This window comes from Colwellia sp. (assembly GCF_013215345.1).
Classification (GTDB): domain Bacteria; phylum Pseudomonadota; class Gammaproteobacteria; order Enterobacterales; family Alteromonadaceae; genus Colwellia.
On record NZ_JABSOV010000102.1, the window covers coordinates 1 to 13774 of the forward strand.

A 13774-nucleotide genomic window follows, 5' to 3' on the forward strand; every position below is an offset into this window, starting at 1 on the left:
AGAGAAATTTGTTGACCGTCTGGTTAAAATTCGTGCTGACAAATACGAAAAGTAACAGTTTTTATCAGTTACATCATTATATTATCCCCTCAATTACCCTCCATATAATAAACAATAAGTCAGGGAGTTTATCCGCGATGAATTTTAACCTAATTTTTAAGCCTATTTTGATTGCCATTTTGGCGATAGGCTTATTAAGTGCTTGTGAAAAACCAAAAGAAATAGCAGGAAAACCCTTGATGTTAGTCAAACGTTAGAATTTACCGCGGTTGTTGATGCCGTTAATCGCGCCGATTTAGCCTTTAAAATCTCGGGCGAGTTGACTGAGTTCTTGGTTAAACAAGGTGATGCGGTAAAAAAAGGTGACATTATCGCTAAGCTCGATGACAGTGACCTGAAAATATACTTGGCTGAAGCGCAAGCTCATTATGATAAAGCCATGGCGGATTTAGCCCGTGCTAAAAATCTACTTAAAACTCAATATATCTCTGCCTCAGAGTTTGATCAAATCAGAGCCAATGCGCAATCAACTAAAGCACAACTAGCGACTGCCAACAACAAGTTAAATTACAGTGTACTCACTGCTTCATTTGATGGTGTTATTGCTAAGGTCTACAGTAAAAATCATCAAGAAATTAACGCGAAAGAGCCTATTGTTCGTTTACATGATTTAAGGGAAATTCAACTGATTGTTAATATCCCTGAAAGCATCATGATTCATCTGCGAAAAAATAGCGTTAAAGGTGGTGTTAGTGCCAAATTTAATTCAATAGACAATGAACTGTTTCCGTTAACGTTTAGTGAAGTTGCTACCCTTGCCGATGAAGTCAGTAAAACCTATGAAGTGATTTTTACCATGAAATCACCGAAAAACTATGTGATTTTACCTGGCATGACTGCCTCAGTCAGTGCCAATTTATCACTCGGTCGTTCGTCACCAAGCGATTCATTACCAGGAAAGAGTAATGAGCAAAACCAAGCCAGCTTTTATTTACCCAGTCATACCGTATTAAAAGATGCCCAAGGTAACTTTGTTTTTGTTGTGCAAAAGCATGACCTTGGTGTTGGCAAGATAGTAAGGAAATCGGTAGTGATAGGGGATATAACTGCACAAGGCATTGAGGTTTTTGCCGGTTTAACTTCTACCTTAACTCCGGGCTTAACCTCAGCTTTAAGTACTGGCGATTACGTGATAAGTGCCGGCATGAGTAAAATATCATCGGGTAGTTTAGTTAAATTTACCCCCGCTAGTGATTTGATTAGCCATTAATAACCAGAAAGCCGTAAATAAAAGATAAGAAGAAAAGGACAGTTAATGAATATTACCCGTATGGCTATCACTAATAACCGCACCACGTTTATGTTGTTAATCGTGATACTGTTTTTTGGTGTAAATGCTTATAAAAATATGCCCAAGGATTACGATCCTGGCTTTATTATCCGCACTGCGCAAGTTATTACCCAGTTCCCCGGTGCCAGCCCTGAGCGGGTTGAAATGTTAATTACAGATAAATTAGAGCGGGTTATACAAGAGTTACCTGAATTAGATTTTGTTAAAAGTGAATCACGTACTGGCATTTCAATTATTAGTGTCAATATCAAAGAAAGTTACCGTAATTTACGCCCTATTTGGGATAACTTACGTCGTAAAATTGACGCAGCACAAAGCCAGTTACCCGCCGAGAGTTTCCCATCCATTGTTAATGATGAGTTTGGCGATGTTTTTGGTATTGTCATTGGCTTAACGGCGGAAGGCTACAATTACCGAGACATGAAAACCATTGCTGATCAAGCCAAGGATGCCATGCTTAGGTTAACGGAAGCTGCAAAAGTTGAGATTTTTGGTGAGCAACAAGAACATATCTTTCTTGAATATGATAATGCCCATCTAGCAAATTTAGGCATATCGCCCAGTCAATTAAGTGAACAACTGTCAAGTCGTAACATTGTTATTTCGGGCGGCAGTATCATCTTAGGAGATGAACAAATTACCCTAGAGCCAAGCGGTAACTTTGAAAATATCGACGAAATTAAAAGAACCATTATTCAAATTCCCGGTAGTGAACGTCTACTTTATTTAAGTGATCTAGTTACTGTCAAACGTAGTTATGTTGACCCTATGCAAACTAAGGTCAGCCTTTCAGGGGAGCAGGGCTTAGCTATTGCTATTGCTATTGCTATGCGTCAAGGTGGTAATAATATTCTACTTGGCCAACAAGTAAATGAGCTTATCGCTAACCTTAACCAAAGTTATCCCATTGGTGTTGAATTTGAGACTGTATCTTTCCTGCCTTTTGATGTCGAAAAAAAGGTCAATGATTTCTCTAGCAGCTTGATTCAAGCAGTTATTATCGTGACCTTGGTGATGTTACTCAGTTTAGGTTTTAGAACGGGCTTGATTGTCGCTGTGCTTATTCCTTCAAGTATGATTTTTGGCATATTGATCATGTCATTCTTTGATATTGGCATAGACCAAATATCCTTAGCCGCGCTTATTATTTCTCTCGGCATGTTAGTGGATAATGGCATAGTCATGTCGGAAAGCATTATGGTGTCGATGAAAAAAGGCAAAAAAGCCATAGATGCGGCGGTGGACTCGGCTAATGAGTTGAAAATACCACTGCTAACTTCATCATTAACAACGGCAGCGGCATTCTTACCAATATTTTTGGCAGAGTCGGCTACTGGCGAATACACAGCTTCTCTTTTTAAAGTGGTCAGCATTACTTTATTGTGTTCATGGATTTTATCCATGACAGTAATCCCTATGTTGTGTGTCAAATTTATGAAAGTAAAGAAGACCACGCAGCTGTTTGATAGCCGATTATTTGTCGGCTACCGCACACTATTGTTTAACTTGCTGCGTTTTCGTTGGTTAACTTTATTGGTCACCCTTGGGTTATTCATTACCGCTGTTTGGGGACTTTCATTTGTGCCTAAATTGTTTTTTCCACCCTCTGATCGCGCTTTTTTCAAAATGGAATTAGAAATGCCCATGGGCACCACTTTAGCGGCAACAGAGCTAGTCACTCAGCAGGTTGAACGTTTTATCCGTGCCGAGTTGCAGGCGAATACAGAGCGAGATACCGGTGTCACTAACTGGGTAACTTACTTAGGTAACGGCGGCCCACGATTCTTATTAACCCACAACCCGAAACCGACCAGTAGTAACTATGCGTTAATGATCATAAATCTAAGCAGTAAAGATTTGGTAGATGAAACCATGGTTAAGCTTGAGCGTTATAGCTTGGCAACATTCCCTGATTTATTGGTAAAACTCAGAAAAATAGAAAATGGTGCCCCCATTGCCAATCCGGTAGAGGTGCGAATTAACGGTGCCGAAGCCGAGCAATTATTTGTTATTGTTGAGCAAGTTAAACAACGTATGGCACAAATTAACGGTGTTAAAGCCATTAGTGATAATTGGGGCATGCCAATTAAAAAATTGCAGGTTGATATTAACCAAAGTCGTGCTCGTCGTGCTGGCGTTACCAGTAAAGACATTGCCACGTCATTGCAAACTAGTCTTTCTGGCCTTGAACTCAGTCAGTATAGGGAAGGGGATATCGTTATACCGATTACCCTGCGCACGCAAGCTGACGATCGCCAAGACATTGGTAAATTACAAGCTTTAGCTGTGTACTCGCAAGCTACCGGCAGTTCAGTACCGTTAACACAAATAGCAGATATCAAGGTGGTATGGCAATCCGCTAAGATTTTACGTCGTGATCGCTTAAAAACCATCACCATTGGTGGCCAAATTGATAACACGATTACCGCGAACCAAGCTTTTAATGAGCTTTTGCCCTGGCTTGAAGCGCAGCAAAAAAACTGGCCATTAACCTATACTTTTGAGCTTGGTGGTGAATATGAAACATCAGGTAAAGCTAATAAATCCATTGGCGAGAAGTTACCTATAGCCGGTTTTATTATTTTGCTGTTACTCATTGCGCAATTTAACTCGGTTAGAAAAGCCTTAATAATCTTATTAACTATTCCGTTGGGCCTCATTGGTGTAACCAGTGGTTTGTTAATAGGTCAATCATTTATTGGCTTTATGACACTACTGGGTATTATTTCATTGGCGGGTATTGTTATTAATAACGCGATTGTTTTATTAGAGCGTATTAAAATAGAGCAGCAGCTACTGCCAGATAATCAATGCCAAGCTATTATCAATGCCACTCAGCAAAGGCTTAGACCGATAGTGCTCACCACAGCAACCACCATATTTGGTCTAATACCGTTATACCTAGGTGGCGGTGAGTTCTGGGAGCCTATGGCGATTGCTATTATCGGCGGTTTGTTGTTTTCTACAGTGTTTACTTTAGGAGTTATTCCCGTGGTTTATGCGGTATTGTTTTCTATTGAAACGCCGACAAAAGCAATGAATGCTTAACTTATTTCTTTAGCGGTGAAACTAAACTATTTTGTGCGTGTCTGCGTAGTGAAATAGCAAAATAGGTCAGGTATACTAAGTGAAATGCCCGCAAATGGTTCATAGACAACATTTGCGGGTTAAACTTTTTTATATCATTGCATGAGTAATTAAATGGCCGTTATTAATTGTCCGGGTTGTTCGAAAAAAATTTCCGACAAAGCGAAAAGCTGCAATCACTGTAACCTTAATTTATCTGGGCTTGATGCCGATAAAATTTCCAGCCTTAATCGAGTTGATTTAATTAATAAAACTCAACGTTTAATGAATTACTCATTTATCGCCATGCTGTTATTTTGTGGTGGCTTCTTATTTATGTTTTGGGATAATGTTGAACTCGGTAGCTGGCAACATAACTTAGCCATGGCCAGTGCTATGCTAGGTTTTGTTATGTATATAATTATTCGCGCCATGTTGCTCTTTACCAAGCGTAAAGCGAACTAGCCTTATTATTCTTGTGAAGCATATAAATAACTATCAATTAATACTACTTAACCCTCGGAATTCTGATGGATTTACTTAATACTATAGACGCTATGTCAAATGACATGTATTTACGCTTAAAATGTGCCGCGGAAACAGGCAAGTGGCCTGAAGGTACTGTAGTTGATAAAGCCCAGCGCGCCACAGCTTTGCAATTAACTATGGCCTACCAAGCTAGACATTTAGAAAATGATCAAATGCTAACCATTGGTCCTGATGGCCATATTGTTGAAAAAAACAAACGCCAGCTTAAAGCTCAATTCTCTAGCTATAAGACGGAAGAAAAACTTAAAAGCTGTAGTAAACCAACACAAGCGGATATCGCTTATTTCAGTAATAATGAGCTGTAAGTATGCAGTTAAACCTTTTTATTATTCTTCAACTGAATGAAACCAAATAAACTATGATTTTCTCCTCTTTTTTTAAAACAAAAGCCAACTGGCAACATAAAGACGCGACGGTACGTATCACCGCCATTAATGATGAGTTATCGGCTAATAACAGCGAACAGCTTGCCATTTTAACGGAACTTATCCAGCAAGATGTCAGTGATTTAGTGCGCCGAGCAGCCTTGATTAAAGTGGCCTCTTTTGATTGTTACCTTGAAGCAAGCCATAAGAACTCCCAAGCTAAGGTAAAACAATTTGCCAGCAAACAAGTACATGACATTTTGGCGACCGATCACAAAATTGTGCTATCGGCTGAGATAAAACAAAGTATATTAGCAAAACAAGCACACAGCCCATTATTGGGTACACCGTTATTAGAAGCATGGCTCGCCCATGAAAAAGACAGTGCAATTATGATTGCGCTTTATCAGCAAATCAGTGCCCGTAAAACCTCTACGCATTTGTTAAGCCATAGTTTTAGTCAAAAACAAAATCCTGACTTTCAAAGCTACTTACTTGAGCAAGTTGATGATGCCAAAGTATTAGAGAAACTGAGTAAAAAGGCCTGTAATGAAGTCTTAGCTCAACAAATTCAAGACAAACTCGCTGCTATCCAAATCGCCATTGAAAAGCCGCTAAAATTAGCCAAAAAAATACAACTTGTTTTAGCGAAATTACAAGCACTAAAAGACGTTGCTGATTATGGCGAGTATAAGAAACGTAAATCAGTGTTAATTCAACAGTGGCAAATATTTGAGCCAGAACTAGCGATTTTTAACGAAGAAGAATTATCAGCTTTTAATGATAAGTACCAAGGCATAATGAGCCATTTGGACAAGCTATTTATCGCCAAAGCTGAAAACTATCAGCAACAAATCATTGCTGATAAATTAGCTCATGATAAACAGCAAGACAAAAAAGACTTTACCCAGCAGCTTAATCACATTAGTCAAGCGATAACAACGGCAGTTTTTTCCAGTGATAATGTTGATGAAGAACAATTTAAAGGGTTACTTGGTCAGTTAACCACAGACATTAATGCCTCGGTACTGAATAAAGACGAGCAACAAGTTTTTATCAAGCAAGTTAACCAATTAACTAAACGTTTAGGTGAAATACCAGAGATTGCTGAATCGGTTAGTCAAGCGACCAATTTAATCTCTAAAATATCGCAACTTACTTTACCTAAGTCATTGAACGAGTTAAATACGCGTCAAGAAACTTACCAAGACTGGTTAAAAGCATGGCGAGTAATTGAGCAAAAAACTGCCGGTATTTTACCTGAGTCTATTGTACAAGCGCAAAAACAAATTGTCAGTACTTGGCAAGGTGGTTTAAAGCCATTACAAAGTCAGCAAAAAGAATTGTTTTTTCAACATAAGAAAAAATTACAAGATATAAAGCGTCTACTTAGCAATGGTAAATACAAAGTTTGCTTTGGTTTATTTAAAGGCGTTAAAGAGACTATTGAGCAACTTTCTGCTCAGCAACAACAACAGTTGCAACGTGATTTTGACCAAGTTAGCGAAAAAATGATCGAGCTGAGCGATTGGGAACATTATATCGCGACACCTCGTAAACAAGAACTAGTTATAGCGGTGCAAGGACTGGTTGAAACGCCACTGGATAATCCTAATGAACAAGCAGCAAAAGTTAAAGAATTCCGCGGTACTTGGAATTCTTTAGGTCATGCCGATGAAGATATTGATAAACAATTAAATGAGCAGTTTAATCAGCTTTGTGAGCAAGCTTTTGCACCTTGTCGATTATTCTATGCGGAGCAAGATAAAATACGTGCACAGCATTTATCGCAACGTCAAAAAATATTAGCGCAAGCTGAGCAACTTGCTAGTGAATTAACGCTTGTTGCTGATATTGAGAATGATCAAGAGATGCCAGTTATTGATTTTAAAAAGCTCGACGGGCAATTAAATACCCTACAACAGCAATGGAATAATGCTGGTGAAGTGGATCGCAATCAATACAAAAAATTACAGCAGCAATTTAAAAATGCAATTGCTCCTATTAAAACCGCTATCAGTACTTTTCATTTAAGTAACAGTGAAGAAAAACAAGCCTTGATCGTTAAAGCACAGCAGTTACTCGCTGGTGATGATGTTTCTGCTGCCATTGAATCAGCTAAACAACTACAACAACAATGGCGTGCAGTAGGCTTTGCTGGCAACCATCAAGAAAATCAGTTGTGGCAACAATTTCGTCAAGTAAACGATGAGTTATTTGCTAAAAGACAAGCATTAAAGTCTGAACAGCAAGCTGCGTTCACAAGTAAACAACAAGCGTTTGATGAACAAGTGCAGGCAATAGAAGAGTCGCTTAATGCTTTGACAGGTCAAGAAGCTGATCTAGTCTCTAATCTAGATACTACTCCAGGAAATAACCAAGCATTAAAAGCTATTGGCCAACAAGCAGAAACCTTACTGCAAGAAGTGATTGCTAATAAGCCAGTTATCAAGGCAGTTGCAGTACGAATTGAAAAAATTATTATGCGAGTAGAGCAATTAATTAACACTAATAACCAAGTTAAGGAACAACAAAGTTGGTCGAACTTGTTTGAGTTAATGTCGGTACAGGCGCCAAATAACCAAGGTGTTGAGGCATTATCAGCATCGAATATGTTTAACAAGCTAAGCAGTTTTTGGCAAAAGCGTTTTCAAGAGCATGTTAAGCTAACCAATCAAGTTGATGGGTGTCGTCGCTTCGATAAAACCTTAGAAATTGAAATACTGGGTAAAAGTGATTCGCCGGTAGAGCTAGCTGAACAGCGTATGAAAGTTCAAGTACAATTAATGCAAGAGCAAATGCTGTCTGGTATCGAGATTGATCTCAGTAAATTACTGGTCGATTGGCTGATGCTAGGTACGCTTACCGAAGGTGACTTACCGTTAATTGCACGCTTAAAAACAATTTATTGCCAATAGATTGCTCTTTAATTTAGCACTTAAATAATAATCAGTTTGCTTCTCATAAATGAGGCAAACTGATTTTTTTTACCAACAAAAATCCAACTCGAATAGAGCAAATAAAAACTACAAAACATTAGTCGTCATTTTAGTTTTACCTGGATAAATCGACTGAAAAACAATCAAATTTATATTTTCTTTACTTGAGATTATGCTCCCAAAACCGTTAATATTAATTGCTTAATACGATTATAATCCGACAAAGACAACTCCTCAAAAACCAACAATCGCCATTGAAACCGATAGGTGTTAGCAACAGTCATATAACAGTATGCTATTGATGCCGTTTTTACTTACAGTGCCATCACGGTTTAGCAACTCCCTAATTTTTAAGCGGTAAAATTTCTTTCCTTCTTTGTAACTAACACGTAATCTAACTATTCATTTACTTTAATAATAATAGTAAGAGAAACAGCTATGTCCGCCTATACCAACCTTATTTAAGGCTGTTTTATGAAAATTATTTATCCAGTACTGTGTGTCTTTTTATTATCATCTTGTGTTTTTACGGTGTGCAAAGAGATTTTGGTGGTGACCCTTCAGCGCCTTGTACTAAAGGCTCTACAAAAGACAATGACCGATGTAAAGCAGAAATTAAAGCCCTTAATACTGAATTGAAAAACACTCACAATGATTGAGAATAGCTAGGCATTACCAGCCAACGCGGCTTACTACCACTAACAATAAATAAGGATGTTTTATGAAGTTTTTACTATCAAGTTTACTCAGCGTGTTATTAACCTTGCCACTTATGGTCAGCGCACAAGAGAAAGCTTTCAACTATGAACAATTTACTCAAGACTATTTCGCTGCCTGGACCAACGTGCAAAAGCCAAATGCTAGCAAGCAAGATTTAGAGTATTATTTATCTTATCTAACCGATGATATCGGTTACCAGCATTTACCTTATGCAAGTGATGACAGTCGTGCTCCTGATGGTAAGGCGCTGATGCGTAAAGGCATGAGTTATTATTTGGGCATACACACCGAGTACCAAGCTAAGTTGACTAATAGTGCCCACGGCAACAATGTCATTATGATTGAATTTACTACCCAAGCAAAAGGTGTACATCCCGATAATGGTCAAGAAATCATTATTAACAACAGTACGTTCGAAGTGCTAGAAATTGAAAAGGGTAAAATATCTGTTATTCGTCATTACAGCAGTTAATGGCTTGATTCATCTACATCAGGAATTTATATGATCAGGGCTGTACAAGAGCAAGATGCTAAAGCCATTAGCGATATTTATAATTATTATATCGCTAATACAGTAATCACTTTTGAAGAAGATATTTTAACGGCAGCAGAGATGCAACGGCGGATCACTAGCGTACTCGCTGCGGATTTACCTTGGCTTATCGTAGCAGACGAGCTTGGGAAAATACTTGGTTATGCCTATGCCAGCAAGTGGCGTGATCGTTTTTCCTATCGTTTCTCTGTTGAAGTTACCGTCTATTTATCACCAGAGCAGAGTGGTAAAGGCCTGGGCACTCAGCTGTATCAAGTATTGTTTACTGAGCTTAAAAGTAGAAACATTCATAGCGTAATTGGCGGTATTACTTTACCCAATGCGGCCAGTGTTGCTGTGCATGAGAAATTCTCTATGGAAAAAGTGGCCCATTTTAAGGAGGTCGGCTTTAAGTTCGAGCAGTGGCTTGATGTCGGTTATTGGCAAGGCACTCTTTAGCCGTTAGCATTAAGCATCTTTTAAGTAACTCTTTTAACTATGACCTTTAAACAGATCTGTGAAAATTAAACCTTGTTCAAGTAACAGTTCAAGTACTAGTTCAATTCGTTCAAGTTATAGCTCATTTATAGCTCATTTATAAAGCTAATTTATGAGTGGCAACAAGGCCTTACAACTCAGCATTTTTATCCTCGCGTAATACAACTTACCATACCTGTTAATCGGCTCAATTCCCTTACAATTCACCAGTGTTTATGATTAAGTACTAGCAGTTATTTAGCTAGTCCAGCTAATACCCGTTTCATTAAGTTCGTCATCTTGTTGTGCACATGAAAAATAAATCTAAGCAGGGCGCTTGATTGACCAATAGCTGTCTATTGGCAATAAGAGCAACGCCGTCTTGGCGTATTTTACCCAGTACAAGTGGCAATAATTTAATGGAGTTGGGTTAAAACATACAATACAAATGTATAAGGTAGTTCTCATTATGTCGAAAATCCTATCGTCAAAAAAGCTCCTGCTCTCAGGTGTAGCACTGAGTGTGCTGTTGGCATTGCCAACTGCTTTTGCCCAATCAAATACAAACATTAACGAAACCAGCACCAGCGAAACTATTGCTAAAGACGTAGCAACAAAATGGTCTGTTAACGAGCCTCAAGGCGAATTTACCACAGCGAACATTGATGTTCGCTCAGGTACTTGGATGAATGTTGACTTAAGTCCTGATGGAAAAACCATTGTTTTTGATTTGCTCGGAGATATTTACACTATGCCAGCCTCTGGCGGTGAAGCTAAAGCATTGATGACAGATATTGCTTGGCAAATGCAACCACGCTTTAGCCCAGATGGTAAATACATTGCCTTTACATCAGATGAAGATGGTGGCGATAACTTATGGATAATGAAAGCCGATGGCAGTGATGCTAAAGCGGTAACCACTGAAACTTTTCGGTTATTAAATAGTCCAGCTTGGTCACCTGATGGTAATTACTTGGTTGGCCGTAAGCACTACACCGGTACGCGCTCTTTAGGTGCTGGTGAAGTGTGGATGTATCATAAGTCGGGTGGCAATGGCGTTATGCTAACCAAACGTCCTAATGAGCAAAAAGATTTAGGTGAACCAGCTTTCTCTCATGATGGTAAGTATGTTTACTTCTCCCAAGATGCCACGCCAGGTAAATCTTTCCATTACTCAAAAGATTCAGTGAAAGGCATTTATAAAATTAAACGCCTAGAACTTGAAACAGGTGAAATTAAAGTCATTGTTTCCGGTAAAGGTGGCGCGATTAGACCAACACTTTCCCCTGATGGTAAGTACTTGGCTTTTATTAGTCGTGATGATTTTCAATCAAACTTATATCTATATGATCTTAAAAGTGGCGCAGAAACCAAGGTTTATGATGGTTTAGATCGTGATATGCAAGAGACATGGGCAATTCATGGTGTTTATCCGACGATGGCTTGGACACCAGAAAGTGATGGTTTAGTCTTCTGGGCCGGCGGTAAAATTAATAAATTATCACTAGACTCGAAAAAATCTAAAGTGATTGAATTTCATGTTAAAACACAAAAGAAAATTCAAACAGCAGTGCGTTTCACGCAAGACTTAGATCAAAAAACCTTTGATACCAAAATGCTACGTGATGTCAAAGTATCACCCAATGGCAAAGTTGCTGTGTTTGAGTCCATGGGCTTGCTTTATACCAAGAGCCTACCAAATGGGAAACCAAAACGCTTAACCAAACAAAAAAGTCAGTTTGAGCTTAACCCAAGTTTCTCACGTGATGGTAAAAAGATTGTTTATGTAAGCTGGGATGATAAAAACTTAGGTCAAGTACGTGTAGTCTCAAGCCGAGGCGGTAAAGGTAAAACTATTACCCGTGAGCCTGGAAAGTATATTGAACCAAGCTTCTCACCTAATGGTAAAACCGTGGTTTATCGTAAAATCAGTGGCGGTTCTATTATCGACCCTATTTGGGGTTTAAATCCAGGTATTTATGCGGTTGCGGCGAAAGGTGGTAAGGCTGAACTGGTTACAGAAAGTGGTTTACGACCACACTTTGGCGCACGCAACGATCGAATTTATGTTACACGCAATGGCAAAACGCCGCATATTGCTCGTATCGATTTAGATGGCCAACATGATACCAAGTTATATCAAGGTAAATTCGCCTCAGAATACCGTGTATCACCAGATGGCAAGTATCTTGCCTTTGCTGAGCGCTTTAAAGTATTTGTTACACCATTGGTAGAACGTGGTGATGTTATTGATATTGGTCCTAAGGCGAAAAACTTACCGGTAGAGCAGTTATCAATACGTGCTGGTGAAGGTATTAACTGGAATGGTAAATCCAATGAGCTTTATTGGAGCCTAGGGGCAGAATTATACCAAGCTTCAGTAAAAGGCCTGTTTGATATCAGCGAAAAAGTTACTGATAGCGATAAAACTAGCGTTAAAGCGAAGGCTAAAGAGACTGAACAATCGGCGAGTGATGTTAAAAACGAAGTCAAAGTGATTAACTTAAGCTACCAGCAAAAAGTTGATATTCCATCGGGTCGTGTTGCCTTTGTTGGCGGTACAGTGATCACTATGGAAGGTGAGCAAGTTATCGAAAATGGCGTTGTGCTAGTAGAAGGTAACAAAATCAAAGCCGTTGGCACTAAAGCACAGGTAAAAATCCCCAGTGATGCCTACATAGTTGATATTACCGGTAAAACCGTTATGCCTGGACTAATTGATGCCCATGCTCATGGCTCACAAGGCAGTAACGAAATTATTCCACAGCAAAACTGGAAAAACTATGCCGGTTTAGCGTTAGGAGTAACAACAATCCATGATCCATCTAACGATACCACTGAATTCTTTGCTGCTAGCGAAATGCAAAAAGCCGGTAAGATAGTCGCCGCCCGTTTATTCTCTACCGGTACAATTTTATATGGTGCTACTATCCCTGGCTATACCTCACATGTTGATAGTCTGGACGATGCTAAATTTCATGTTGAACGTTTAAAAGCCGCGGGTGCATTTAGTGTTAAAAGCTATAACCAACCACGTCGTAATCAACGTCAGCAATTTATTCAAGCCGCACGTGAATTAGAAATGATGGTTGTGCCCGAAGGGGGCTCATTACTGCAACATAATTTAACTATGCTTGTTGACGGTCATACCACCTTAGAACACTCTATTTCTACGGCTAAAATTTATGATGATATCAAACAGTTATGGTCTCAATCTGACATGGCTTACACGCCAACTATGGGTGTTGCTTATGGCGGTATTTCAGGTGAGCATTATTGGTACGATACCGCTAATGTTTGGGAACATCCGCGCTTGAGTAAATATGTGCCAAGTGAGTTTTTAGACCCTCGCTCAATGCGTCGTCCAAAAGCGCCACTGCATCACTATAACCATTTTAATGTCGCCAAAGTGGCAAAAGAGATGCAGGACTTAGGTGTTGAAGTAAACGCTGGTGGTCACGGTCAACGTGAAGGTTTAGCCATGCACTGGGAAATGTGGATGATGGCGCAGGGTGGTATGACACCACTGCAAGCTATTCGTACTGCCACTATTTCACCAGCAAGAACTCTTGGTTTAGATAAAGCTCTGGGCTCATTAACAGTGGGTAAACTTGCCGATATGATTGTTATTGACGGTGATGTTAGTAAAGACATTCGCTTAAGTGACAAAGTTACCCATACCATGGTGAATGGCCGTTTATATAACGCTGAAACCATGAATGAAATTGGTAACTATGATAACAAACGTGAAAAATTCTACTTTGAAGACAAGTAA

General features: G+C 39.2%; 7 protein-coding genes and 1 pseudogene. All 8 read left to right on the forward strand.

What is annotated here, in order from left to right; all coding sequences use genetic code 11:
• Positions 1-298: 298 nt before the first annotated feature.
• Positions 299-1270 (forward strand): annotated as a pseudogene (locus HRT50_RS14100) (efflux RND transporter periplasmic adaptor subunit); the annotation flags it as partial.
• A gap of 45 nt (positions 1271-1315) precedes the next feature.
• Positions 1316-4399: an efflux RND transporter permease subunit gene (locus HRT50_RS14105; RefSeq protein ID WP_291615558.1), complete on the forward strand. Its 3084-nt coding sequence runs from the start codon at positions 1316-1318 to the stop codon at positions 4397-4399.
• A gap of 153 nt (positions 4400-4552) precedes the next feature.
• Positions 4553-4882: a hypothetical protein gene (locus HRT50_RS14110; RefSeq protein ID WP_291615560.1), complete on the forward strand. Its 330-nt coding sequence runs from the start codon at positions 4553-4555 to the stop codon at positions 4880-4882.
• 65 nt (positions 4883-4947) lie between these two features.
• On the forward strand, positions 4948-5271 hold the full coding sequence (locus tag HRT50_RS14115; RefSeq protein WP_291615562.1) for a DUF1315 family protein: 324 nt from the start codon (positions 4948-4950) through the stop codon (positions 5269-5271).
• 53 nt (positions 5272-5324) lie between these two features.
• Positions 5325-8249, forward strand: a complete 2925-nt coding sequence (locus tag HRT50_RS14120) for a DUF349 domain-containing protein (RefSeq protein ID WP_291615564.1) — start codon at positions 5325-5327, stop codon at positions 8247-8249.
• Between the two features lie 742 nt (positions 8250-8991).
• A complete protein-coding gene (locus tag HRT50_RS14125; protein WP_291615566.1) occupies positions 8992-9462 on the forward strand; it encodes a nuclear transport factor 2 family protein in 471 nt (156 codons plus the stop codon).
• A gap of 30 nt (positions 9463-9492) precedes the next feature.
• Complete coding sequence (locus HRT50_RS14130) at positions 9493-9981, forward strand: arsinothricin resistance N-acetyltransferase ArsN1 family B (RefSeq protein WP_291615568.1); 489 nt, start codon at positions 9493-9495, stop codon at positions 9979-9981.
• A gap of 487 nt (positions 9982-10468) precedes the next feature.
• A complete protein-coding gene (locus tag HRT50_RS14135; protein WP_291615570.1) occupies positions 10469-13774 on the forward strand; it encodes an amidohydrolase family protein in 3306 nt (1101 codons plus the stop codon).

Bases quoted from the DNA above. Each gene is read 5' to 3' on its own strand.
- HRT50_RS14105 (WP_291615558.1), top strand. From the start codon at position 1,316: ATGAATATTACCCGTATGGCTATCACTAATAACCGCACCACGTTTATG.
- HRT50_RS14110 (WP_291615560.1), top strand. From the start codon at position 4,553: ATGGCCGTTATTAATTGTCCGGGTTGTTCGAAAAAAATTTCCGACAAA.
- HRT50_RS14115 (WP_291615562.1), top strand. From the start codon at position 4,948: ATGGATTTACTTAATACTATAGACGCTATGTCAAATGACATGTATTTA.
- HRT50_RS14120 (WP_291615564.1), top strand. From the start codon at position 5,325: ATGATTTTCTCCTCTTTTTTTAAAACAAAAGCCAACTGGCAACATAAA.
- HRT50_RS14125 (WP_291615566.1), top strand. From the start codon at position 8,992: ATGAAGTTTTTACTATCAAGTTTACTCAGCGTGTTATTAACCTTGCCA.
- HRT50_RS14130 (WP_291615568.1), top strand. From the start codon at position 9,493: ATGATCAGGGCTGTACAAGAGCAAGATGCTAAAGCCATTAGCGATATT.
- HRT50_RS14135 (WP_291615570.1), top strand. From the start codon at position 10,469: ATGTCGAAAATCCTATCGTCAAAAAAGCTCCTGCTCTCAGGTGTAGCA.